The organism is Aeromonas veronii (assembly GCA_041319085.1).
In the GTDB taxonomy this organism is placed as follows: Bacteria; Pseudomonadota; Gammaproteobacteria; order Enterobacterales; family Aeromonadaceae; genus Aeromonas; species Aeromonas veronii_F.
The window spans coordinates 1,359,920-1,384,683 of record CP101033.1 but is presented as its reverse complement, the minus strand read 5'-3'; the positions used below and the strand labels follow the sequence as shown (position 1 = coordinate 1,384,683).

The 24,764-nt window shown below is 57.8% G+C and carries 18 protein-coding genes and 1 pseudogene; 13 read left to right on the top strand and 6 right to left on the bottom strand.

The window, feature by feature from the left end; all coding sequences use genetic code 11:
- Positions 1–59: 59 nt before the first annotated feature.
- The 5 genes from NMD14_06750 to grpE form a co-directional block, all read right to left on the bottom strand.
- A complete protein-coding gene (locus tag NMD14_06750; GenBank protein ID XEI34719.1) occupies positions 60–1,016 on the bottom strand; it encodes an aminoimidazole riboside kinase in 957 nt (318 codons plus the stop codon).
- Positions 1,017–1,131: 115 nt separating this feature from the next.
- Positions 1,132–2,622 carry a carbohydrate porin gene (locus tag NMD14_06745; GenBank protein ID XEI34094.1) on the bottom strand — a complete coding sequence of 497 codons (1,491 nt, stop codon included), beginning with the start codon at positions 2,620–2,622 and terminating at the stop codon, positions 1,132–1,134.
- A 265-nt stretch (positions 2,623–2,887) separates the two neighbouring features.
- On the bottom strand, positions 2,888–4,033 hold the full coding sequence (gene dnaJ / locus NMD14_06740) for a molecular chaperone DnaJ (protein XEI34093.1): 1,146 nt from the start codon (positions 4,031–4,033) through the stop codon (positions 2,888–2,890).
- Positions 4,034–4,134: 101 nt separating this feature from the next.
- Positions 4,135–6,063, bottom strand: a complete 1,929-nt coding sequence (dnaK, locus tag NMD14_06735) for a molecular chaperone DnaK (protein XEI34092.1) — start codon at positions 6,061–6,063, stop codon at positions 4,135–4,137.
- A 298-nt stretch (positions 6,064–6,361) separates the two neighbouring features.
- Entirely contained in the window at positions 6,362–6,937 is a 576-nt protein-coding gene (gene grpE, locus NMD14_06730; GenBank protein XEI34091.1) for a nucleotide exchange factor GrpE, read from the bottom strand.
- 292 nt (positions 6,938–7,229) lie between these two features.
- On the opposite strand from grpE, the gene nadK reads away from it, so the two are divergent.
- The 13 genes and pseudogenes from nadK (at position 7,230) to NMD14_06665 (ending at position 24,190) form a co-directional block, all read left to right on the top strand.
- A complete protein-coding gene (nadK, locus tag NMD14_06725; GenBank protein ID XEI34090.1) occupies positions 7,230–8,114 on the top strand; it encodes an NAD(+) kinase in 885 nt (294 codons plus the stop codon).
- A gap of 111 nt (positions 8,115–8,225) precedes the next feature.
- A complete protein-coding gene (gene recN, locus NMD14_06720; protein ID XEI34089.1) occupies positions 8,226–9,890 on the top strand; it encodes a DNA repair protein RecN in 1,665 nt (554 codons plus the stop codon).
- Between the two features lie 246 nt (positions 9,891–10,136).
- Positions 10,137–11,027, top strand: coding sequence for a manganese-dependent inorganic pyrophosphatase (locus tag NMD14_06715; GenBank protein XEI34088.1), 891 nt, complete (start codon positions 10,137–10,139; stop codon positions 11,025–11,027).
- A 636-nt stretch (positions 11,028–11,663) separates the two neighbouring features.
- Positions 11,664–12,827 carry a macrolide transporter subunit MacA gene (macA, locus tag NMD14_06710; protein XEI34087.1) on the top strand — a complete coding sequence of 388 codons (1,164 nt, stop codon included), beginning with the start codon at positions 11,664–11,666 and terminating at the stop codon, positions 12,825–12,827.
- Entirely contained in the window at positions 12,824–14,797 is a 1,974-nt protein-coding gene (locus tag NMD14_06705; GenBank protein ID XEI34086.1) for a MacB family efflux pump subunit, read from the top strand. Before macA ends, NMD14_06705 begins: the two co-directional genes overlap by 4 nt.
- 2 nt (positions 14,798–14,799) lie before the next feature.
- Entirely contained in the window at positions 14,800–16,164 is a 1,365-nt protein-coding gene (locus NMD14_06700) for an efflux transporter outer membrane subunit (protein XEI34085.1), read from the top strand.
- 253 nt (positions 16,165–16,417) lie between these two features.
- On the top strand, positions 16,418–17,887 hold the full coding sequence (locus NMD14_06695) for a DUF3375 domain-containing protein (GenBank protein XEI34084.1): 1,470 nt from the start codon (positions 16,418–16,420) through the stop codon (positions 17,885–17,887).
- A 2-nt stretch (positions 17,888–17,889) separates the two neighbouring features.
- Positions 17,890–18,516 (top strand): DUF4194 domain-containing protein, encoded by a 627-nt coding sequence (locus tag NMD14_06690; protein XEI34083.1) that lies wholly within the window; start codon positions 17,890–17,892, stop codon positions 18,514–18,516.
- Positions 18,513–21,914, top strand: coding sequence for a hypothetical protein (locus NMD14_06685; GenBank protein ID XEI34082.1), 3,402 nt, complete (start codon positions 18,513–18,515; stop codon positions 21,912–21,914). Before NMD14_06690 ends, NMD14_06685 begins: the two co-directional genes overlap by 4 nt.
- A gap of 7 nt (positions 21,915–21,921) precedes the next feature.
- A complete protein-coding gene (locus NMD14_06680; protein XEI34718.1) occupies positions 21,922–23,103 on the top strand; it encodes a DUF2220 family protein in 1,182 nt (393 codons plus the stop codon).
- Positions 23,104–23,184: 81 nt separating this feature from the next.
- Complete coding sequence (locus NMD14_06675) at positions 23,185–23,607, top strand: nucleotidyltransferase substrate binding protein (protein XEI34081.1); 423 nt, start codon at positions 23,185–23,187, stop codon at positions 23,605–23,607.
- Positions 23,598–23,942: a nucleotidyltransferase domain-containing protein gene (locus NMD14_06670; GenBank protein XEI34080.1), complete on the top strand. Its 345-nt coding sequence runs from the start codon at positions 23,598–23,600 to the stop codon at positions 23,940–23,942. The genes NMD14_06675 and NMD14_06670 overlap by 10 nt, the downstream gene beginning before the upstream one ends.
- A 74-nt stretch (positions 23,943–24,016) precedes the next feature.
- A pseudogene (locus NMD14_06665) lies at positions 24,017–24,190 on the top strand (ISAs1 family transposase).
- 103 nt (positions 24,191–24,293) lie between these two features.
- Here NMD14_06665 and NMD14_06660 read toward each other — a convergent pair.
- On the bottom strand, positions 24,294–24,704 hold the full coding sequence (locus NMD14_06660) for an H-NS histone family protein (protein XEI34079.1): 411 nt from the start codon (positions 24,702–24,704) through the stop codon (positions 24,294–24,296).
- Positions 24,705–24,764: the final 60 nt, after the last annotated feature.

Here is a 24,764-nt window from a genome sequence, read left to right as displayed (position 1 = left end):
ATTGGCGGGCCCTTGTCACATGAGAGTAGGGGCTGTCGAGCCGGGCTTCTAGCCGCAGATCAACAGCCGCTTGTGCCTGATCGCAAAAATTCATCCAGTTCGCTGCGAGTCGGCAGCGCCGTCATCGCCCCCTTGGCGGTGGTGGCGAGTGCCCCGCAGCCGTGGGCCTGCGCCAGAATGGCGGGCAACTCGGCCAGGGTCGGCAGCGACGAACGCCCGGCCAGCGCCGCCAGCAGTCCGGCGACGAAGGCATCCCCCGCCCCCGTGGTGTCGAGCGGGGTGACTTTCTGCCCCACCCACTCCAGCAGCTCACCATCGAGGCGGGCCACCACACCAGCCGCCCCCCGGGTCACCAGCACCAGCGCCGGGCCAGAGATCGTGGCGAGCCCGGCAGCCAGCTCAACCTCGCCGCTCAGCAGTTGCAGCTCCTCGATGGAGAGCTTGACCACATCCGCCTGCGCGATGGCCTGACGCACCAGCGGCAGCATCTCGGCGGGGTTGCCCCACACCTCGGGGCGCAGGTTGGGATCAAAGCAGACCCGTCCGCCTGCCGCCTTGATAGCTGCCATGGCCTGCAGGCAGCTACCGCGCACCGGCTCGTTGGCGAGCGCGATGGAGCAGGTGAGCAGCCACTGACCGGCATCGAAGCGGGGCAACTCATCCGGAGTGAGGAACTGGTCGGCACTGGGGCGCACCATAAAGGTGAAGCTGCGCTCCCCCTCGTCATCCAGTGCCACCAGCACGGTAGAGGTGCGATGGTCAGGATCGAGCCGCAGCGCAGCGATATTCACCCCCTCCCCGCACAGGGTGTCGGCCATAAAGCGGCCGAACGGATCGGCACCGACCCGGCCGATAAAGGCCGCATCGCCACCCAGCCGTGCCACGCCAACCGCCACATTGGCGGGCGCGCCACCCGGACACTTGAGGTAGTGCAACGCCCCTTCCGGGATCAAGTCCACCACCGCATCCCCCATTACCCACACACGATTTGTCACCTTGCTACTCCACTGCTGCATCGGATCCACGGTCAAACCCGGACTCTGTTCTGTTGGCTGGCATTATCAGCTAAACCGTTTTAGCCAACCAACAGATCTCGGCACCGGCTGCCATTTTTGTGATCGGGATAACGAACTAGAACCAGGTTTCCATCTGCACGCCAAAGTTCCACTCGCCACCGGCGGTGAAGTTGCTCTTGCCCATGGCATCGTCGCTGGCGTAGTTGTCGAGCTCGGAGGACCAGTCCATCCAGCTGGCGAACACCCGCAGCTCGGGCCGCTCGAAGAATCCGGCGGTCTGCGCCTTGAAGGTGGGGGCGAAGGTGAGCTTGGTGAAGTTGCCGTTCACCGCCTGCCGCCCCTTGTAACCCTTGGGATCGAGATCCATGTACTGCCAGGCCGCCTCGTAGACCAGCTCGACGTTCTGGCTCAGCACCTGTGCCACCCGGGTATTGACGGTGAGCCAGCGGTACTCGTCCCCTTTCACGTAGCGATCCTGACTCTGCTCGGCCAGCAGGGCCGGGGCAAAACGCCAGCGCGAGTTGAGATCGGTGGCGCCAAACACGGCGACCCGCACCGCATCGGCATCCGGCAGCAGCTCGCTGTCAGAGCCCAGCCCCTTGACCTCGGCACCCAGACCGTGACCGTAAAGCAGTGCGGCCTTGCTCATCCCCGGACGCACGCCGAAGAAGCTGTCGGCGTGGTAGGCCAGCAGGGTGTGGGCCCCCTTGTCCGCCGCCGCGCTGCCCGCCCCCTTGTCATTGATGCGGGCGTCATTGTCCTTGGCCGAGAGACCGTTCACCATCCACTGCCAGTTGCCGACGCGGTTATTCATGGTGAGGATGTAGCTCTCGATGTCGGAGAGACCGCTGGCGCTGATGTCGCCGTAATCGCGGCCATAGAGGGAGAAGTTGGCCTTCCAGCTGTCGGCCAGCTGCACGTCGTAGACACCGGCACCGGTACCAGCCAGGAACACCACGTCGGAATCGAGCCAGTGGATGTCGAAGTTGTCGCGGTCAAAGCGCTTGCCCGCCCACAGCACCGCGTTCTTGAAGGGGCCATCGAAGCTCGCCAGATTGCCGATCTCGGCAAACACCTGACGGGTATTGAGGCTCGAATCGCTGGCGGTCCAGTCATTGCTGGTCTCGACCCCGTCTGCCAGCATCAGCTTGTAGCGGGCCCAGCTGCCATCCTCGAAGGTCTGGGTTTTCAGCAGGTTGGCCTCCATGTAGGTGTCATCCTCGTTGCCAAGGCGCCCCACGGGCCCGCCCACCGAACCGGCCGGGGTGATGTAGGGGCCGCCGCGCCCGCCATTGCCATTGCTGTTGACCAACAGGCCCGAGCGGGCATAGCCATGAAACTCGAAACCCTGGGCCCCGGCGGTCTTCGCATCCACCTTCTGGCTACGGCTGTCAGCAACTTGCGCCTGCTCGCTGGCCGCACTTGCCTTCACCTCGGCCTGACTGGCGCGGCTCTCTGCCGCCACGGCTCTCGCTTCGGCCGCCTGCACCCGCGCCTCCAGCGCCGCCAGTCTGGCCTCGATACCGCCCTCTGCCGCCCACAGCGGGCTGCTCATCCCCAATCCCAGCGCTACCGCCAGCGCCAACTTGCTCTTGAACATCATCATCTTCCTCACCTGTCCTCTGTGGCCCGAACGGGCGCTGTTGTTATCGACAGCCAGAGCATAGCTAAACCGCTTTAGCTAACTCAATACGGCAACTAAACCGTTTCAGCAACAGTGTGAGCGGGATAACATTTGTACAGCGAGAATCGGCGGGAGTTGTGAGGAAGATCGCTCATCAGCGATCCACTCAATAGGGCGGAACCTGACTAAATGGCGAGCAAAAAAAGAGCCGACACAAGGCCGGCTCTGTTTATTCGGGTGGCTGGAATCAGCTGGTCAGATCGTCGAAGAAGCGTTTCACCCCTTCGAAGAAGCCTTCCGATTTCGGCTTGTGGGTCTTGGCAGCGGCACCGCTGAATGACTCGTCCAGCTGGCGCAGCAGCTCTTTCTGCTGCTCGGTGAGGTTGACCGGGGTCTCGATCACCACCTTGCACATCAGATCCCCCACCTGACCGGAGCGCACGGACTTGACGCCCTTGCCACGCATGCGGAACATCTTGCCGGTCTGGGTCTCCGGAGTAACCTTGAGCTTGACCCGGCCATCCAGGGTCGGCACTTCAATCTCACCACCGAGCGCAGCTGCGGTGAAGCTGATGGGCACTTCGCAGTAGAGGTTGTTGCCGTCACGCACGAAGATCTCGTGCTCTTTGACGTGCACCTGTACGTAGAGATCCCCTGCCGGTGCCCCTGCTTCCCCCGCTTCCCCTTCGCCGGAGAGACGGATGCGATCGCCGGTATCGACGCCCGCCGGGATTTTCACCGACAGGGTCTTGGTGCGCTGGTAGCGACCTTCACCGTGACACTTGCGGCACGGATCCTTGATGATCTTGCCGCGGCCGTGACAGTGCGGGCACGCCTGCTGCACCGCGAAGAAGCCCTGACGCATCTGCACCTGGCCGGAGCCATGGCAGGTTGGGCAAGTCTGGGCACTGCTGCCGGTGTGGGCACCGGAGCCGTTACAGACTTCGCAGTGAACCAGAGTCGGCACCTTGACCTCTTTAGAGACCCCGCGCACCGCCTCTTCCAGCGTCAACTCCATGGTGTAACGCAGATCTGAGCCGCGGGCCGGGCCACGACGACCGCCGCCACGCTGGCCACCGCCGAAGATATCGCCAAAAATATCACTGAACGCATCACCAAAATCAGCGCCGCCACCAAAGCCACCGTGGCCACCGCCACCCTGGCTCGGGTCAACACCGGCATGGCCGTACTGATCGTATCGGGCACGCAGGTTGGCATCGGTCAGGACCTCGTAGGCTTCCTTGACCTCTTTGAACTTCTCTTCGGATGCGGCATCACCCTGATTGCGATCCGGGTGATACTTCATGGCCAGGCGCTTGTACGCCTTCTTGATCTCGCGATCATCGGCATCTTTCGCCACACCCAGCACTTCGTAGAAATCGCGCTTCGACATACTCATCCTGTGGTTACGCAGACGGGCGTTGGTTACCCAACGCCCGTGAATTCATTGACCAAGCCGATGGGCGAAGCGGACTCCGCCCATCTGGGTAGGGCTTACTTCTTGTCGTCTTTCACTTCTTCGAACTCGGCGTCGACTACGTCGTCGTCAGCCTTGGCAGAAGAGGAGGACTGACCGGCATCAGCACCGGCTGCGCCCTGGGCCTGAGCCTGCTGCTGGGCAATTTCCATCAGCTTCTGGGACGCTTCCAGCAGAGCCTGCTGTTTGGCTTCGATGTCAGCCTTGTCGTCACCCTTGAGGGCCGCTTCCAGCTCGCTCACCGCGGCTTCGATCTTGCTCTTCTCGTCAGCAGGCAGGGCGTCACCGGCTTCGGTGATCTGCTTGCGTACGGAGTGGACCAGACCATCAGCCTGGTTGCGGGCATGCACCAGCTCTTCAAACTTCTTGTCCTCGGCCGCGTTGGCTTCGGCTTCGCGTACCATGCGCTCGATCTCGTCATCAGACAGACCAGAGGAGGCCTGGATGGTGATCTTCTGCTCTTTGTTGGTCTCTTTGTCTTTCGCAGAGACGTGCAGAATACCGTTGGCATCGATGTCGAAGGTCACTTCGATCTGCGGCAGACCACGCGGTGCCGGACGGATGCCTTCCAGGTTGAACTGGCCCAGAGACTTGTTGTCGCTGGCGCGCTTGCGCTCACCCTGCAGCACGTGAATGGTCACGGCAGACTGGTTGTCTTCGGCAGTGGAGAACACCTGGGACTTCTTGGTCGGGATGGTGGTGTTCTTCTCGATCAGCGCAGTCATCACGCTGCCCATGGTTTCGATACCCAGAGAGAGCGGGGTAACGTCCAGCAGCAGTACGTCGGTCTTGTCACCGGACAGTACGGCACCCTGGATGGCAGCACCCATGGCCACGGCTTCGTCCGGGTTGACGTCTTTACGCGGCTCTTTGCCAAAGAACTCGGCAACGGTCTTCTGAACCAGCGGCATACGGGTCTGACCACCCACCAGGATCACGTCGTCGATCTCGCCAACGGCCAGACCGGAGTCTTTCAGGGCAACACGAACCGGCTCCAGAGAGTCTTTCACCATGTCTTCTACCAGGGATTCCAGCTTGGCGCGGGTCACCTTGATGTTCATGTGCTTCGGACCGGTGGCATCTGCAGTGATGTACGGCAGGTTGACGTCGGTCTGCTGGGCAGAAGAGAGCTCGATCTTGGCTTTCTCGGCGGCATCTTTCAGACGCTGCAGAGCCAGCTGGTCGTTGCGCAGGTCGATGCCCTGCTCACGCTTGAACTCGTCTACCAGATAGTTGATGACGCGGTTGTCGAAGTCTTCACCACCCAGGTGGGTGTTACCGTTGGTCGCCAGTACTTCGAAGGTGGTTTCGCCTTCCACTTCGTCGATCTCGATGATGGAGATATCGAAAGTACCGCCACCCAGGTCATATACGGCAACCTTGCGCTCGCCCTTGACCTTGTTCACGCCATAGGCGAAAGCCGCTGCAGTCGGTTCGTTGATGATGCGTTTTACATCCAGACCGGCGATGCGACCGGCATCCTTGGTAGCCTGACGCTGGGCGTCGTTGAAGTAGGCCGGAACAGTGATAACGGCTTCGGTTACCGGCTCGCCCAAGTAGTCTTCGGCGGTCTTCTTCATCTTTTTCAGCACTTCGGCAGAGATCTGCGGCGGTGCCATTTTCTTGCCCTTCACTTCAACCCAGGCATCGCCGTTGTCAGCTTTGGCGATGGCGTACGGCATGATTTTCAGGTCACGCTGCACTTCTTCATCTTCAAAACGACGACCGATCAGACGCTTGATGGCGAACAGGGTGTTTTTCGGGTTGGTGATGGCCTGACGCTTGGCCGGCTGACCAACCAGGATCTCGCCATCATCGGCATAGGCAATGATGGACGGAGTAGTACGATCGCCTTCTGCGTTCTCGATCACGCGAGCAGTGTCGCCATCCAGAATAGCGACGCAGGAGTTGGTAGTACCCAGGTCAATACCGATGATTTTACCCATTTGACGAATCTCCAAATACTTTGAATAAACTGGCGAGGAACTCGCCTTAATGCGTTAACGGCTAGGTGGGGGCTGCCAATCTGGCTTTCAAGCTCCCGGCATCAAATTTTTTGTGCCGCCGCGGCCTTGCACCCTATATGGGGTCGCCAGACACAGCTTCAAGCCCCGCCCCTAAAAAACCACACCCTTTGTCATGGTTGCGCGGTCACCTTCAACGGTGAAACCGGGCACCATGAGCGGGTGCTGCACTGCGAAACAAAAAGCCCGCCACGGGGCGGGCTCGGGCACCCACAGCCAATCAGTCGACCGCTTTGGCGATCATCACCATGGCCGGACGGATCACCCGACCGTTGAGGTCGTAGCCCTTCTGCATCACGGCGATCACGGTGTTCGGGGCCACATCGGCACTCGGCACCATGCTCATCGCCTGATGAGCGTTCGGGTCAAACGGCTGGTTGAGCGGGTCGAGCGCCACCAGACCGAACTTGGCGACGCCACTCTGCATGGATTTCAGGGTCAGCTCGACCCCTTCGATCATCGGCTTGAGAGCGTCGTTCTCCTTGTCGGCCAGTTCGATGGCACGCTCAAGGTTATCCAGCACCGGCAGCAGTTCGCCAGCGAACTTCTCCAGGGCGAACTTGTGCGCCTTCTCGACATCCAGCTCGGTACGGCGGCGCAGGTTCTCCATTTCGGCGGCGGTACGCAGGGCGCGTTCACGCTCTTCCGCCGCCTTTTGGATGGCGGTTTCCAGCTGTGCTTCCAGTTCGGCAATGCGGGCCTGCTCGGCTGTCACTTCACTGTCTACATCGGTCGGCTCGACTGGCTGGACTTCCACTTGCTCCATCGCTTCAACCTTTTGCTCTTCGTGGTTCATGACATCTCCAATTCCGGGGTTACTTATGAGGGCCCTGACGTCTGGTTGAGCGACCGGACGACCACAGACCGACTATGTTGGCGCTATTATGGGGATGCATCCCCGGCTTTCAAGGGGTAAAAGGCCAATCAGGGTGGCTGATCTGCCGCAACCGGCGGTTTATCCGGGTTGCCGCTCACCGTTTAACCAGTTGACTCAAGGGGATAGCGGCCCCCGTGACACGGGAGAGCGTCACAAGCGGAGCAAAGCACTGTATACTGGCCCGCAATACTCATCCCAGACCCGACAGACTATGGATTCTCCCTTCAAAACCATCGCCCTGATTGGCAAACCCCACCATGAGGGGGCCAACCAGACGCTGACCGGCCTGCATCAATACCTGACCGCCCGCGGCTTTCGGGTACTGGTCGAAAGCCGGGTCGCCCAGACCCTGAGCATCCTCGATGAAAACGTGATGGATCTGGTGCAGCTGGGCCAGCAGGCCGATCTCGCCATCGTGGTCGGCGGTGACGGCAATATGCTGGGGGCGGCGCGGGTGCTGTCGCGCTTCGATGTGGCGGTGATTGGGGTCAACCGGGGTAACCTCGGTTTTCTGACCGACCTCTCACCGCAGGATTATCTGCTGCCGCTGGAGCAGGTGCTCTCCGGACACTACAAGAGCGAACACCGCTTCCTGCTGGAAGCTTCGGTCTATCGCCATGGCGAGCGCAAGTCGAGCAATCTGGCGGTCAACGAGGCAGTGCTGCACCCGGGCAAGATCGCCCACATGATCGAGTTCGAGGTCTATATCGATGGCAGCTTTATGTATAGCCAGCGCTCGGACGGCATCATAGTCGCCACCCCAACTGGCTCCACCGCTTACTCGCTGTCAGCGGGCGGCCCCATCCTCACCCCCAAGCTCAACGCCATCGCGCTGGTGCCGATGTTCCCGCATACCCTGAGCAGCCGCCCTATCGTACTCGATGCCGACAGCGAAGTGCGGCTGCTGGTCTCGCCAGACAATCAGGACGATGCCATGCAGGTGAGCTGTGACGGCCAGGTGACGCTGGCGGTCCACCCGGGGGACGAGATCCTCATCAAGAAGAGCCACCACCAGCTTCATCTGGTGCATCCGCTCGACTACAGCTACTTCCACGTACTTCGCAACAAGCTCGGCTGGGGCAGCAAGCTGTTCTGAGACGCACCTGACGTGCCTGCGCATCCTGTTGCGGGTCGACTCTTTACTGTATGAAAAACCAGTATATACTGGATGCATACACAGTAATGTTGGCCCATACAGGATGAGACCATGCTGACCCAGCTGACCGTCAACAACTTCGCCATCGTCAAGTTTCTCGAACTCGATCTGCAACCGGGCATGACCTGCATCACAGGTGAGACCGGTGCCGGTAAATCCATCGCCATCGACGCCCTCGGTCTCTGTCTCGGAGAGCGGGCCGAAGCGGGCATGGTGCGACCCGATAGCGACAAAAGCGAGGTCAGCGCCCGCTTCCTTCTAGAGAACAACCCGGCCGCCCGTGCCTGGCTCGCCACCAACGAGCTGGAAAATGAAGGTGAGTGTATCGTGCGGCGCGTCATCTCCGCCGAAGGGCGCTCGCGCAGCTATATCAATGGCGTGCCCGTCCCCCTCACCCAACTCAAGAATCTGGGCCAACTGCTGGTCAACGTGCATGGCCAACATGCCCACCAGATGCTGCTCAAACCGGACTACCAGCTCGCCCTGCTCGACGGCTATGCCGGTCACCATCTGCTGCTCGACGAGGTGCGCCAGCACTATCAGCAGTGGCGCCAACTGCAAAACGAACTGAACCGGCTCAAGGCCGAGCAGCAGCAGCGGGAGGCCCGCCGCCAGCTGATCGAGTATCAGGTGCAGGAGCTGGACGAATTTGCCCTGCAACCGGGGGAGTTTGAGGAGATAGAAGAGGAGCACCAGCGTCTCGCCAACGGCACCGAGTTGATGCAGGAGTGCGGTGCCTGCCTCGATCTGCTCTATGACAACGAAGAGACCACTATCGCAGGGCTGCTGCAATCGGCCGTCGATCGGACCGAGGGGCTGGTCAGCATGGACAGCCGCCTCACCCCGGTACTGGAGATGCTGAACGAAGCGCTGATCGGGGTGCAGGAGAGTCACAGCGAACTGCGCAGCTATCTCGATCGGCTGGAGCTTGACCCCGAACGCTTCAACGAGCTGGAAGCCCGTCTCTCCAAGGCGATCAATCTGGCCCGCAAGCACCACGTCAAACCGGCGGATCTGGCCCTGCACCATCAGGAGCTGGCCTCGGATCTCGCTCGCCTCAACTCCGATGAGGAGCGGTTAGAGGGGATGGAAGATGAGCTGGCCGAGGCCCGTCAGGCTTTTGTCCAGGCCGCCGAAGCCCTCAGCCAGAGCCGCCAGCGTTACGCCCAGGAGCTGGGTGCCAAAGTGACCAGCAGCATGCACGAGCTGGCGATGCCTGATGGTCGCTTTGCCATCGAGGTGCGCCCCGATGCCCAGAGCAGCCTCTCTCCACTGGGTATAGATCGGGTGGAATTTATGGTCACCACCAACCCGGGCCAACCGATCCAGCCGCTTGGCAAGGTGGCCTCAGGGGGTGAACTGTCGCGTATCAGCCTCGCCATCGTGGTGATCAGCGCCCGCAAGATCTCCACCCCGACCCTGATTTTCGATGAGGTGGATGTGGGGATCAGCGGCCCGACTGCCGCCGTGGTGGGTCGCCTGCTGCGCCAGCTCGGGGAGTCCACTCAAGTGATGGTGGTCACTCACTTGCCTCAGGTGGCAGGCAACGGCCACCAGCATATGGTGGTGAGCAAGCATACCGATGGCAAAACCACCGAAACCCGGATGGATGCGCTCGACCAGAATGCCCGTCTCAATGAGCTGGCACGCCTGCTCGGTGGCGACCAGATCACCGACAATACCTTGGCCAATGCCCGCGAGCTGCTGCGTCGCTGAATCGGGGATCGGGGATCGGGAATCGGGAATCGAGTAACGAGTCACCAGTCACGACTAACGGTGAATCGTATCCCGAATCCCCCACCGTGAACCTCGCACAGCCGTCAGGATCACCGGCCCAGATCAATAAAATGGCGAGTTAGGCGAAGCTGACAGCAACCTGGGCGTGGATCCGGTTGCCTTCATGCAGCGGATTTCGCATAGTGTCGCCCCCCTTTATGGGTATCCAATTGTGAGGCTTTGTCTATGATCCACGTTTTTGGTCACAAGAATCCTGATAGCGACAGTATCTGCAGTGCGCTGGTTATCACCGACTGGCTCAATGGCCAGGGCCGTCAGGCCACCCCATGGCGTCTGGGTGACCTGCGCACCGAAACCCGTTTTATTCTGGAGCAGGCAGGCGTCAGCGAACCCGAGTTGCTGACCCACGATCTGACCGGGGAAGATGTCTGGCTGGTGGATTTCAGTGATCTGGAACAAGGGCCTGCCACACTGGCACAAGCCAATGTCCTGGGTCTGGTGGATCACCACCGTCTCGGCACCCTGGTCACCCAGTCTCCGCTGGATGCCTGGATCCGTGCCGTCGGCTGCACCTGCACCATCGCCTTCGATCTGCTGAGTCAGCAAGGTAGCGTGACCCGCAGCCAGGCTCGTTTGATGCTGGGTGCCATCATGAGCGACACGCTTTGTCTCACCTCGCCGACCACCACCGAGCAGGACAAGATCGCCTGTGAGCGTCTGGCACCGCTGGCAGAGGTCTCACTGGCCGAGTTCGGCCAACAGCTGCTGATGGCAAAAACCGACCTGAGCGGCCTCACTCCGGCGCAGCTGCTGCAGCAGGATGAGAAAGCATTCCAGGCCGAAGGTCTGAACTTCATCATGAGCCAGATTGAAGTGGGCAGCGAACAACAGCTTGCCGACCAGATCGACACTCTGCAGCAAGAGATGGCACACCGCGTTGAAGGCGAAGGGCTCGACTTCTTCGTGCTGATGGTGACTGACCTGACTGCGGCTGCCAGCCGCATCTACTTTACCGCACACCCGAAAGTACCGGCAGAGTCCAGCTACCACCCGGGCTTTGTCAGCCGCAAGAAGCAGGGTCTGCCCTGGGTGATGGATCTGCTGGCCAAGGCCTGAGCCTCACGCCCCATCACCTATTCCAACGCCCTGCCTCTGTGCATAATGCCAGTCAGTTAATCCTGACTGGCATTGTTTTTATTGGCTTTTTTACACGATACCGCGTGGCCTTGGCTACACGCAGGGCTGTAGGTTTGATTAGCGAAGCGTAATCAAACATTCGCGAAAACCGGTTGCAGGTGGATACGTCTTACTCTGCATGTTGGGCTTCGCTGCGCTACACCACCCGACGGGTTAAATCGTAGGTTGGTACAGAACGCAGTGAAGCCCAACGTTTACCGTGAACCAACACGACGATCGAGCGGTTGTTGTCCGGCTATGCCTGCGCGTCAGCTGCTGCCAGCAGAAAGGGAATCGGTCGGCCGTTATCGCAAGACGATAGCGTTACGCGAACGTCCGATTACGCCTGGCGGCTAATCGAACCTACCGACTGCATGTTGGGCTTCGCTGCGCTCAGCGCCAACCTACATCTCGTCCGCCTCTTGCTGACAACACCGGCGTCTTGAGTATCCCCGCCACAGCTTATTGACAGTTAACGCCATAACTTTGCTTACTTATTTCGCGGCTGTTATTTATCCGAGCTTTGCTGCAGGATAGACGCCACGCACAACCTTTTCGCTTCCATTCAGGTGATAGATGAACATAACCCGCAAGCAGAGAACCCTGGCCATCACCATCCTGATCGCCGTGGTGCTCCTCGGCTGGCTACTCTGGCCCAGTCCCCCCCCCAAGGCGATGCTGACAGCTCAAGTCACTCGTGAAGATATTGCCCAGACCGTATTAGCCAGTGGCGTGCTACAGGCCGCTGAGCAGGTGGATGTCGGCGCCCAGGTCTCCGGTCAGGTCACCAAGTTGGCGGTTGAGGATGGTGATCGGGTCAAGCAGGGAGATCTGCTGGCCGAGATCGATCCCCTGATTGCCCAGAACAACCTCAAGACGGCTGAGGCGGAACTCGCCAGCAACCGCGCCCAGCTCAAGATCAAGCAGGCACAGCTCAAACAGAACGAACTCGCCTGGCGACGTCAGTTGCAGATGTTCAAGCAGGAGGCAAGCTCCCGGGCCGATCTGGAGAGTGCCGAAGCACTGCTGGCGGTCACCCGCGCCGAACTCCAAAACAGTCAGGCCAATATCGACAACGCCCTGATCAAGGTTGATCGGGCCAAGACAGAGTTGGGCTACACCAAGATCCTGGCGCCGATGGATGGCACCGTCATCAGCATTGTGACCCGTCAGGGCCAGACGCTGGCTGCCAGCCAAACGGTGCCGACCGTGCTCAAACTGGCCAATCTGGATACCATGACGATCAAGGCGCAGATCTCCGAAGCTGATGTCACCAAGGTCAAAGCCGGCATGCCGGTCTACTTCACCCTGATCGGCGATCCGGATACCCGCTATCAGGGCACCTTGAAGGCCGTGGAGTTAGCACCTACCAACATCAACGAGCAGACGACCACCAGCACCACCACCAGCAATGCAGCCGTCTACTACTACGCCCTGTTTGATGTGCCCAACCCCGCCCATACCCTGCGCGTGGCGATGACCACCCAGGTGACCATAGTGCTCGACGAGCGTAAGCAGGTACTCACTGTGCCGCAAGCCGCCCTTGGCAAGAAGCTGGCCGACAATGAGTATGAGGTGACCCTGGTCAAGGAGGGCGATCAGACCGAGACCCGCACCATCAAGACCGGCATGAAAGACGAGATCCGCATTGAAGTGATCAGCGGCCTGACCGAGAAGGAGGAGGTGCTGCTCAATCATGGCAGCCCCACAGCTAACGACGAGATGGCGGTGATGCTATGAGTGAGCCCCTGAGCCAGCTGCCATTGATCCAGCTGAAAGGGGTCGAGCGACGCTACCAGAGCGGCGACAGCGAGGTCACCGTGCTCCACCCCCTCGACCTCACTATCGCGGCAGGAGAGATGCTCGCCATTGTCGGCGCGTCCGGCTCCGGCAAATCCACCCTGATGAACCTGCTGGGCTGTCTGGATAGCCCAAGCAGCGGCCAGTACCTGTTTCGCGGTCAGGATACCGCCACCATGGATGCGTTGGCGCTGGCCCGGCTGCGCTGCCACCACTTCGGCTTTATCTTTCAGCGCTACCACCTGCTGCCTCATCTTGATGCCGCCGCCAACGTGGAGATCCCCGCCATCTATGCCGGTACCAGCCGCCCGGATCGCCAGACGCGCGCCCGTCAGTTGCTAGGCAGGCTGGGGCTTAGCGATCGCAGCCACCATACCCCGGGTCAGCTCTCAGGCGGTCAGCAGCAGCGGGTCAGTATCGCCCGGGCGCTGGCCAACGGCGGCGAAGTGATCCTCGCCGATGAACCGACCGGCGCGCTGGATAGCCAGAGCGGCAAGGAGGTGATGGCTATCCTCAAGGAGCTGCACGCTCAGGGCCACACCATCATTCTGGTGACCCATGATATGGAGGTGGCCAGCCACGCCGATCGGATCATCACCCTCAAGGATGGTCGGATAGAGCAAGACAGCGGCCCGCGCCAAACGGGCGCATTAGCCCCGACCACCGCCGCAGACCCGAAAAAAATAGCGCCCAATAAAGGCGCCATGGGCCACGACTGGGATCGCTATCGGGAGGCGGGACGCATGGCGATGCATGCCATGCTCGCCCACCGGATGCGCACCTTCCTCACCATGCTCGGCATTATCATCGGCATCGCTGCCGTGGTGAGTGTGGTCGCCCTTGGTCAGGGCGCACGTACCAAGGTGGTCGACCAGATCAATGCGATGGGCACCAATACCATCGATATCTTCCCGGGCATGGGATGGGGCGATGAAAAGGGGGCCAGTATCCAGACCCTCAACCAGGGAGACCTGGATGCCCTGCTGGGTCAGCCCTATCTCGCAGGCGCCAGCCCCGAGATTGGCAGCTCCGGCCAGCTGCGTTATCGCAACAAGACCAGCAGCGGTAGCGTCACCGGGGTTGGCAACGACTATTTCAAGGTGAAGGGGATGACGCTGGTCAGTGGTCGCTTATTGGAGTGGCAAGATATTCAGCAGCGTGCCGCTGTCGCCGTGGTGGACAAGGAGAGCATCACCAGCCTGCTTGGCCAGGATGATCCGGTCGGCAAGGTAGTGCTGATAGGCACCCTGCCGGTGCGTATCGTCGGGGTGGTCTCGCAAGAGACCGGCTTCGGCCCCTCCAGCCAATCGATCAATCTCTGGCTGCCCTACAGCGCGGTGATGAGTCGCCTCATCTCGCAGCACCATTTCAGCAAGATCACCCTTAGGGTCAAGGACGGGGTACAACCGGCACTGGCCGATCAGGCGGTGAACGAGCTGATCTCCCAGCGCCACGGCACGAAGGATTTCTTCACCTTCAGCAGTGACAACATCGTCAAATCGGTGGAAAAAACCACGGCCACCATGACCCTGATGGTCTCGGCCATCGCGGTGATCTCGCTGATCGTCGGTGGGGTGGGCGTGATGAACATCATGCTGGTATCGGTGGTGGAGCGCACCCGCGAGATCGGCATTCGCATGGCCGTGGGCGCCCGCCAGTCAGACATCCTGCAGCAATTCCTGATTGAAGCCGTGATGGTTAGCCTGCTGGGGGGGCTCTTCGGCGTCGGCCTCTCGCTAGGCATCGGCGCGCTGTTTTCACTGCTGGTGGACTCCATCAAGATGCAGTTCTCGCTCTTCTCCATCCTGATGGCCTTTGGCTGCTCGTCACTCATCGGGATCCTGTTCGGTTACCTGCCCGCACGCAATGCGGCGCGGCTCGACCCTGTTGTCGCACTGGCGAGGGAATAACAATGCACAAACTCTCCTGGCTGGCTCTCTGTATCGCCCTCAGCGGCTGCAGTCAGCACAGCACCTATCAAAGACCCGAGCTGGCGATCGCCCCCGCATGGCAACAGGCAGACGGCGCCCAACTGGCAGCGCAGGCTGGCCCCTGGTGGCGGCAATTTCATGATCCCCGGCTCGACAAACTGGTCGACGCGGTACTGGCCGCCAATCCGGACATGCGTGTGGCGGCCCTCAAGCTCAAAAACGCCCAGTTAGGCGCCGAGCAAGCCGATACCAACCTCACCCCTTCGATCACTGGTACTATCGGCGCCAGTGGCAACAAGGATCTGAAGAGTGGTACATCGACCCACAGCATGGGCCCCTCGCTCGGGCTCAGTTACGAAGTGGATTTGTGGGGCAAGCTGGCGTCGGTGCGGGATCAGGCGAGCTGGGAGGCAGCAGCGAGCGAGCAGGATCTCGCCAGCACCCGGCTGCTGCTGATCGGCAATACCCTGGAGCAATATTGGCAGCTCGGCTATCTCGGCTCTGCCATCACCCTTGGGGAACAGCAGCTGGCCAACCTGGCGCGCACCGAACAACTGACCCGGACCAAATACCAGGCCGGCGCCATCACCCGGCTCGATCTGGCGCAGGCCCGCCAGCAACTGGCAGGCAAACAGGCCGAGCTGGCCTCCCTCAAGGCGCAGCAGGAGCAGGCTCGCAATGCCCTGCGCCTGCTGCTCGGCCGCAGCAGCGGGCCGCTGGAGTATGCACCCGCAACCCTTGCAAACCAGACCATTCCTGAACTGGCAGTGGGTATCCCGGCCGATCTGCTGGCCCGCCGCCCCGACGTCAAAGCGGCCGAATTGCGGCTGCGCAAGACGCTGGCAAAAGGGGACGAGATCCGCGCCAGCTTCTACCCCAGCCTGACCCTGACCGGCAGTGCCAGCACCGCATCCGATAGACTGGCACAGGTGCTGCAAAATCCGGTCGGTACGCTGGGAGCCAGCCTTGCCCTCCCCTTCCTCGAATACCACAGCACCCAACTCGCCATCGAAAGCTCAGCGCTGGATTACCAGATTGCCGAAACCGAGTTTCGCAAACAGCTCTACACCGCGCTGGTGGAAGTGGAAGACAATCTGGCCGCCCGCCACTATGGTCAGCAGCGACTCGATTATCTGCAGGAGCAGCTAAGTTATGCCCAGGAGGCCGAACGGCTGGCCAAGGTTCGCTTCCAGGCGGGTGCGACCGGTGTGCAGGCCTGGCTTGATGAGCAAAACCGGCTGTGGGATGCCCAGCAAAGCCTGCTGGCCCAGCAAAAAGAGCAGCTCACCACCACCGCCAAAATCTATCGCGCCCTGGGTGGCAGCGATAACGTGCCCCCCCGATAACGCGTCACCCGGCTATTCCCCACCCTGCTGCAGAGTGGGGAATGCCATCACCAGACACGGCTCTCGCCAGACATTCCGCCCCGCGGATCACCAGCAACCGCTCCCGCAGTTCGTAGATTCGTGTATCCAGCATCCTGTGGCCGCAATCGCTACACCGTTTCGAGCTGGCAGATGTCGATGGTATGATTTCGAGAAAGCTGCGAGTACGCTCGCGTGAGCGGCGATGCAGTCAACACGCAGGAGAATGCCCCCGTTGAACCATGATCTCAGCTTTGACTTTCTGGAGCATTTCAAAGAGCAAAGCGTCGCTCTGCGTCTATTGCGCTCCCCACACTTTGCGCTGCTTGGCAGTTTTTTGTTCCGGGCCTTTTTGGCCACCAACCGCCGGGCGATCCCTTACCAAGAGCTGGTTACGCTGCTGGAATACCATCTGCAAGATATTGCAGACAACCATGGTCCGGATCTCTTTGTAAAAAGTGCTCGCGCCTATATAGATGACTGGATAAACAGCCGGTGTGGTTACCTGCGCAAATACTTACCCCAGCACAGCGATGAGCCCGAATGTGACCTGCTGCCAGACATTGAGAAAGCGTTACGCTGGATCGAGGAGATGCAGGGGCGCCGCTTTGTCGGCACCGAGTCACGTTTGAAGCTTCTGTTAGAGCTTATCGGTGATCTGGTGCATGGCACAACCGAGGACGCAGCCACCAAGTTAATGACACTGCGCGCCCGTAAAACCGAGATCGAGCAAGCCATCAATGCGGTAGAGCAGGGGCAAGATAGCGGAATGTCCGCGACACAGATCCGGGAACGTTTATTTCTGCTTGGCGACTTGTCACGCCAACTACTTGGCGACTTTCGCCAGGTAGAGGCCAATTTCCGTTCGCTGGACAAAGAGACACGTAAAACCATCACCCAAAGTGCGCTTCATAAGGGCATGGTATTGGATCAGGTATTTGGCGATCAGGATGTCATCGACAGCTCAGATGAAGGGCAGTCATTTAGCGCATTTTTTGAGCTGCTGATGACGCCACAAATGCGCAGTGCTATGCGCCAGGATTTACAGTCCTTGTTGGCACACGATGAGGCCAGAGCGTTAATACAGCAAGATACGCTGCTCAGCCACCTTTACAGCTATTTGCTGGATGCGGGGACCAAGGTCAACACCACCCGCCAACAGATTACGGATCAGCTTCGCCGCTATATACAGGAACAGTCGCAAGACAACAGACGCATTCTGGAGCTTATCCGCGACTTTGAGGCCAAGGCTCATCAATTGGAGGAGCTCGATAGTCGCAGTTACCCTGATTTTGCTGCGTTGCCAGAGCAGCAGGCAACCCTGTCACTGCTTCTGAGCCGAAACCTTTACCAACTCCCGCAAAGTGAACAGTTAAACAGTACTGCCGTTGACGTCGCCGCAGATGTGGACGTCGATCTGCGTACCCTGTTTGAAATGAGTCACATCGATGAACAGCAGTTACAACGCCAGATCCACGTGTGCCTCAACGAATACCAGGGTCAGACAACGCTTGCTCAAGTCATCGAACGTTATCCTATTCAGTACGGACTCGATGAGGTGCTCACCTATATCAAGTTAGCCTGCGAACAGACCGTCCCAGCTCATGTTGATACCACTCGTGAACAACGGATCCACTGGCAGGCAGAGCCCGAATTGCAGCGGGTATTGCGCATTCCAGCTATCACCTTTGTCAGGAAATTATGACTATGTCGCTTGTTAATCAACCCAGCTCGCCGGAAGGGAATAACCAGCGCGATCGCTCTGCCGTGCTCATTCGCCTGCTCAAGGGGCCACTTTACCTGCATCGGCAACGGGATCTCTGGCAAGTGTTGTTACGCGAGCAGCATACAATCCGTGAGTATTTCCAACAGTTGGGGCTCTCATTGCTGATTGATGAGGCAGAGGGTTACGCCTTTTTAAAACAACAGGAACATGACGGGGATGATCCTAGTCAGGAGTGGCCCCGGCTTATCAGCCGCCGCAGCTTGAGTTTCTCGCAGACACTGTTGGTTGTCAGTTTGCGCAAGCGTCTGGCAGAACATGACAGTGAGGAGAGTGCTCCCCGCCTCATCGTCACCCGCCAGGAAATCCACCAATGGCTGTTGCCTTATTTTCGTGAGGTTGGTAACGAGGTCAAACAGCGCCGTGACATGGATGCGCTCATCAAAAAAATCGATGAAATGGGCTTTCTATCTGCACTCCCCAACCACCCGGATGACTTTGAGGTACCACGCATTCTCAAGGCTTTCGTGACCGCAGAGCAGATCGTTGAGTTCAATGAGCTGCTAACACAGAAACTGGCTGTGGACATGAACAATCAGGAGGCAGAATGAATACCGACCTGAATGCTCAATCCAGTCCCCTACCCCACCTGCCGGCCGCAGCCCGACAGGGCTTTCGACTCATGCGTTTTGAAGTACTCAACTGGGGAACGTTCGATCAGCAGATCTGGCATTTAACGGTAGAAGGCGACAACAGTTTGCTGACCGGTAATATCGGTAGCGGTAAATCGACATTGGTTGATGGGCTGACGACACTGCTGGTACCGACCCGCAAGCTAGCCTTTAACAAAGCTGCTGGCGCCGAGGACAAAGAGCGCTCATTAGAGTCCTACTTTCACGGATTTTATACCTCTCAACAGGATGACTACGGCAAGGCTCGCCCTATCGGCTTACGCGGTAAGGATCATTACACTGTGCTGTTGGCCCAATTTCATTCTCGTGCCTTGCAACAGAGTGTCACGCTAGCCCAAGTCTGCTGGCTGCCGCCTAGCGAAAAGAAGGTCAAGCGTCTGTTTCTGGTCGCCGAACACCCACTCGATATTGCCAGCCATTTTACCGGTTTTGGTGACAAGATTGCCGGACTGAAAAAGCGACTCAAACAACTGGAGAAATGCGAGCTGTTTGAGGGCTTCAATCCTTACCAACAGGCTTTTTGCAAAGCGCTGGGGCTGGGTAGCGATGGCAAGGCGCTGGATCTGTTTAACCAGACCATTTCGATGAAATCGGTCGGTTCAGTGACAGATTTCGTTCGGCAAAACATGCTGGCGCAACCTGATGTCGAAGTGCTGATCCAAGAGCTGGAGCGCAACTATGATGACCTCAAGCGTCTACATGATGCTGTCGTTGCCGCTCGGCAAAAGGTTGAACTGCTAGAGCCGATCTGCCGATTGGGCGAGGATGTTGTGCAGACCGAGCAAGAGAAGCTGCACGTTCACCTGTGCCGGGAGCAAACGGATGCGTTTATGGCGCAACACGCCATTAGCCTGTATGGGAAGCGACTGCAACGCAGCCGCCAAGAGCACGATAAGCTGGTACTGCAACGCATACATATTGATAGGCAGGTGACCGAGCAAGAACAACAGGTCGCTACGCTGCACCAACAGATCCTGGAAAATGGCGGCAGTCGTTTGCAGCAGTTACAAGGAGAAATGAGCCGCCTCAGTCAGGAGCGTGATACAACCCGGCACAATTATAAAAGCTATCGTGATCTGACGATGGCACTGGCGCTACCCGACACACTGGATCCCGAGTGCTTTATCAGCAACCTCGCCGCAGCCAAGGAAAGAGCGGAATCCTTGCAGGGTGAACAGACGCTGCTGGAGCAAGAACGGGATACCATCAAGCAGCAGGAATGGGAGCAGGACACCCGGCTGCAGCAATTGGGCAATGAGCTGACTGCACTGAAGAAACGGCAAAGCAATATCCCCGGCCTGCAGCTGGCTATTCGCGAACGGTTATGTGCCGAGTTGGGACTGGATGAATCGCAACTCCCCTTTGTGGGCGAATTGCTGCAGGTGAAAGGCAAGGAGCTGATTTGGCAAGGTGCCATTGAACGCGTTCTGCATAATTTTGCCCTGAGTCTACTGGTCCCGGAGCGGCTCTACGCAGCTATCAGCGAATGGGTTGAGCAGACCCACTTGGGCAGTCGCCTCGTCTATTATCGGGTACGGCAGCCAGCAGATTATCTGCCCGAGCCTGCAGCGCCGGGCTCATTGTTGGGCAAGCTGGAAATCAAACCGGAATGTGAGCAATACGATTGGCTGCACAAAGAGTTGCAGCGCTTTGACTATCTCTGTTGTGAGGATTTGGCCACCTTTCGCCGAAGTGACAAAGCGCTCACGCTTAATGGCCAGATTAAATCCGGTCCCTCTCGCCATGAGAAGGATGACAGGCATGCGCTACAGGACAAAAGCCGTTATGTGCTTGGATGGAGCAATAAGGAGAAGATCCAGCTGCTGGCCCAGCAATATAGTCAGTGGCAGCAGCACATTAACAAACTGCAGCAGCAGTTACGACAACTGGAACTACGTCGTCATACCTTGAGCGATTTGCGCCGCCAGGCACTGAATCTCGCCGATTTCACCCTGGGGTTTGAGCAGATCAACTGGCCGCGTTTTAGTGAACAAATCGAACAATTGCAGCATGAGGTTACGCTGCTCGAACAAAGTTCTGATCTGCTGCACACCTTGCAGCAACAGCTGAATCGTGTTCACGCATCGCTATCAGGGCTTCGGGCCGAGCGCGATACCCTTTTGGAGAGCCTGGGTAAACTACAGAGCAATATCGAGGCAGACACTCAGGTACTGGCAGAGAAAGAGGCGCAGTTAGCCAGTGTTGCGCCTGGCGTTCGTGCAGACTGTTTTCCGACGCTCGATCTGTTTTATCAGGAATATTGCGTCACTACTGGCCTTCGCATCGATATGTTGGCCAATCAGTCCAGCACACTTCGTAGCAAGCTCAATGACCGCGTCCAGCATCTGGAAGAGAAACGGCGTAAGAAAGAGACGCAGATGCTCGATGCCATGGGCAAGTTCCACTATAGCTTCCCCAACGATGCCAATGAACTGGACAAAAGCCTTGCCGCACTGCATGAGTACCAACAGATCCTCACACAGTTGCAGCAAGAGGATTTACCTCGCCACGAAACTCGCTTCAAAGAGATGCTCAACCGCGACACAATCCGTGCCATGGCGCTGTTTCGTAGCCAGCTCGACAAACACGAAGAAGAGATCGGTGCCCGCATCGCGCTGATCAACCAGTCCTTATTCAGCCTGGACTACCAAGTCGGCACCTTTATCGAGATCGACAGAGTCTCCTCCTCTGATGTGGAGATCCGCGAGTTCAAGCAACGGCTAAAACAGTGTGTTGAGCATACGCTTGATGACAATCTCTACTCGGAGCAAAAATTCGAGCAGGTCAAGTCCTTGATAGAGCAAATGCGCCAAGACCCCAAATGGACTCAAAAGGTGGTCGATGTGCGTTTCTGGCATCTGTTCAATGTGATCGAGCGATATCGGGAAGATGGCAGCGAGAAAGAGTGCTACTCCGATTCTGGCGGAAAATCAGGCGGACAAAAAGAAAAGCTGGCTTACTCGATTCTGGCTGCCGCTATCTTGCTGCAATACCGCTTGGTTGGGAGCCCGACCGAGGAAGGGCGCAGCGAACGCCGCTTCAATCTGGTGGTGATTGATGAGGCCTTTGCCCGTGGGTCTAAAGACAGTACCCGTTTCGGGTTAGAACTGTTTAAAAAACTGGGGCTGCAATTACTGCTGGTGACACCTTTGCAAAAACTCGACGTGATCGAGCACTATGTCCGCCACGTTCACTTTGTCGATCAAAAACAGAATCGCTCAATGCTGCTGAACATGACCATAGAGGAATACCGGCAACGCCTGGCTCAGCATCAAACCCAGAGCACCTATAGCACGATGGTGTCTGAGGCAGAATAGATTGAACATGCTCGACCCCAAGACGCTAAGACAAAAGCTGCTGAAAAAGTGGCAAAGCCATGCTCTGCACCGAGCGTGGCTGAAAGGAGATGCCGTCTTCCCCTTGGCGGTGACACTACCTCGCCCTACGGATAAGGAGCTGCTGCACAACTTTGCCGATCTACACCAGCAGATCACTCAGTTGCAGGCGCTTCTGTCCGATCAGCCCGGCATCACGTTGCAGCAGCAGGAGATCCACTTTGCGACCATGGGGCGCCAGCGGCTCCCTTGCGCCATTGAGTTCATCGATATGACGGCGCTGGCACGCTTTGTTGGGCAAGCACAGGCATGGCGTCATTTTTGTCATGAGAGTGAGCGACTACTCGGCGCATTCCCTCAGCTGATAGATTGGCTACTCGACAATACCGGGCAGCTTGAAAAGCAGAATGGGTATTGGCCTTCGCTGATCGCTGTATGTCGCTACTTGTGTGCCCATCCACACTCGAACTGCTACCTACGCCAGTTGGATATACCTGGCATTGACACCAAGTTCATCGAACAACACCGGGCCATTTTAAAAAGTTTGCTCGATGAGCTGCTGCCGCAAGAGGCCATTGATAAGAGGGTAACCGGTCTGAATGAGCACGGCTTCGAGCGACGCTTTGGGTTTCGGTACGAAGAGCCGCAGATCCGTTTTCGCTTACTGGACGTGCAACTGGCCGCAGAGTTTTGCGGGGCCAGCGATATCACTCTCACGCTCAGTGACTTTATTAAACTCGATCTGCTGGTTGATCGGGTGTTCATCACCGAAAACAAGCTAAACGGCCTGACGTTCCCTCCCGTGCGCAATGGGTTGGTCATCTTCGGCTTGGGGTATGGCGTGCAACTGCTCAAAGAGGCCACCTGGCTCAGCGCATGTTCTATTCATTACTGGGGGGATATCGACAGCCACGGCTTTGCCATGCTGTCGCAACTGCGCAGCTATTTCCCACATGCTCGCTCGCTACTGATGGACGAAGAAACCTTGCTTGCCTGCCGAACGTTATGGGGCACTGAGCCGGCTGCCACCGTTCACGCGGCAGATCAACTCCCCCATCTGACCGAGGCAGAACAACAGGTATTTCAAAGACTCAAGGACTACTGGCAGCCCAGAGTACGACTCGAGCAGGAACGCATTCCTTTCTCTTTACTCAAAGAGTCCCTGCGATAACATTCATCCATGCAGGCATCACTGGATGCTGGATATCAAAAGCTCAGTGCTGCCACTGACATAAGAACGAGGCGCGATACAATGATTGACTACAGTAAACTACAAAAATCCCTCAAGCATCTGGAACTGCAATACCTCAATTACTGCGCCAGCCAACAACGCCCCGAGCTTAATGAACTTGATAAGGAGGGGATTGCAGAGTCCACCATACAGCGCTTCGAAACATGTTATGACGTGCTCTGGAAGTTGCTAAAACGCTATTTGATCTCCGAGCTAGGTTTACCCGACGTACCTAACAGTCCTAAACCGATCTTCCGCTTAGGGGGCGAAAATTTGTTGTTTATCTCCCCAGTAGAACAGTGGCTACGCTATGCCGATACCCGGATTGGTACGGCTCATGATTACGACGACAAGAAAGCTGCACTATGTTTGATTCTAGTGCCAGATTTTATTGCTGATGCAATTGCTTTGTACCAAAAAATGAGTGGGGATACATGGCAATAACGACCGAATTAGACATCAGCCCAGCACAATATTCAGAGCTGACATATTTGCTTGGTCATTACTTGCCTGGTGTTCAAGTATGGGCATTCGGCTCACGGACAAAAGGCACTGCACGTAGTCATTCAGACCTGGACCTCGTGGTTTTTAGCGACCCGACTCAACATGATGCCCTCTCTGCGCTCAAAGAAGCACTGGAAGAAAGCGCATTACCATTTCGCGTCGATCTCCTCGTTTGGGATACTATTCCAGAAAGTTTTAGAGCCAATATTGCGCAGCATTATACGGTGATTCGTGAGAAGAATGTGGGAAGTGAAGTGAAACATGAATTCGAGTAAGTAAGTGAAAGCCGAGTTATGGTGATTTCTGGTGTACGGATGGATAGAAGAGGTGGCGTATCCTGCTGATTGATCGTGGTGATGCCGCCAAGATCCTAGCGTGCATCAGGCATATGGCCCTGAACATGCTCAGGGCCGAGACATCACGGAAAGCAAGCATCCGGCGAAAGCAAAAGATTGCGAGTATGAGCAGTGAATATTTGGAAGCAGTCTTGGCCGCAGGCATCCAGAAATTGACTGTCAGTTAACAAAAAGTTCACGCTCTCACCCTGGGAAAGACGCGATGAACCTAAAATAATGCCGCCCGGTTTTACAACTGGGCGGCATTATTCAATCGCAGAACCTGATTAATTAGATCAGGAAATCGTTCAGATCTTTGCCCTGCTCAACTTGAGCGGCGATGGCTTTCGGCATACGGCCTTGACCGGTCCAGGTTTTTTCCTGGCCATCTTCTTCATACTTGTATTTAGCCGGACGCGGAGCGCGCTTGCTCTTGGCAGTACCAGCCGCAGCAGTCGGAGCCGCCGCAATAGTCAGCAGTTCACGAGGATCAATACCAGCCTGCTGCAACATTTCGGTGAATTCATTCAGCTTGCGCTGGTGCTCTTCTTGTTCAGCACGCTCCTGCTCAACAGAATCGGCGCGCTCTTGGTAAACCAGGTCAAACTTCTCTTTAGCTTCTAGCAGTTGCTCAAACGGCAGCTCACGAATAGCCGCACGTAGACTACGAATGTTCAGCAGCACTTTCAGAAACTCGTTCATTATTTCCTCACAAAAAGTCGGTTACACGGATACCTTTTCAGAATAGCATGGACTATTCCC

Bases quoted from the DNA above. Each gene is read 5' to 3' on its own strand.
- NMD14_06685 (XEI34082.1), top strand. From the start codon at position 18,513: ATGAATACCGACCTGAATGCTCAATCCAGTCCCCTACCCCACCTGCCG.
- NMD14_06705 (XEI34086.1), top strand. From the start codon at position 12,824: ATGAGTGAGCCCCTGAGCCAGCTGCCATTGATCCAGCTGAAAGGGGTC.
- NMD14_06715 (XEI34088.1), top strand. From the start codon at position 10,137: ATGATCCACGTTTTTGGTCACAAGAATCCTGATAGCGACAGTATCTGC.
- NMD14_06745 (XEI34094.1), bottom strand. From the start codon at position 2,622: ATGATGATGTTCAAGAGCAAGTTGGCGCTGGCGGTAGCGCTGGGATTG.
- NMD14_06700 (XEI34085.1), top strand. From the start codon at position 14,800: ATGCACAAACTCTCCTGGCTGGCTCTCTGTATCGCCCTCAGCGGCTGC.
- NMD14_06675 (XEI34081.1), top strand. From the start codon at position 23,185: ATGATTGACTACAGTAAACTACAAAAATCCCTCAAGCATCTGGAACTG.
- grpE (XEI34091.1), bottom strand. From the start codon at position 6,937: ATGAACCACGAAGAGCAAAAGGTTGAAGCGATGGAGCAAGTGGAAGTC.
- nadK (XEI34090.1), top strand. From the start codon at position 7,230: ATGGATTCTCCCTTCAAAACCATCGCCCTGATTGGCAAACCCCACCAT.
- recN (XEI34089.1), top strand. From the start codon at position 8,226: ATGCTGACCCAGCTGACCGTCAACAACTTCGCCATCGTCAAGTTTCTC.
- dnaK (XEI34092.1), bottom strand. From the start codon at position 6,063: ATGGGTAAAATCATCGGTATTGACCTGGGTACTACCAACTCCTGCGTC.
- NMD14_06670 (XEI34080.1), top strand. From the start codon at position 23,598: ATGGCAATAACGACCGAATTAGACATCAGCCCAGCACAATATTCAGAG.
- NMD14_06690 (XEI34083.1), top strand. From the start codon at position 17,890: ATGTCGCTTGTTAATCAACCCAGCTCGCCGGAAGGGAATAACCAGCGC.
- macA (XEI34087.1), top strand. From the start codon at position 11,664: ATGAACATAACCCGCAAGCAGAGAACCCTGGCCATCACCATCCTGATC.
- NMD14_06680 (XEI34718.1), top strand. From the start codon at position 21,922: ATGCTCGACCCCAAGACGCTAAGACAAAAGCTGCTGAAAAAGTGGCAA.
- dnaJ (XEI34093.1), bottom strand. From the start codon at position 4,033: ATGTCGAAGCGCGATTTCTACGAAGTGCTGGGTGTGGCGAAAGATGCC.
- NMD14_06660 (XEI34079.1), bottom strand. From the start codon at position 24,704: ATGAACGAGTTTCTGAAAGTGCTGCTGAACATTCGTAGTCTACGTGCG.
- NMD14_06750 (XEI34719.1), bottom strand. From the start codon at position 1,016: ATGCAGCAGTGGAGTAGCAAGGTGACAAATCGTGTGTGGGTAATGGGG.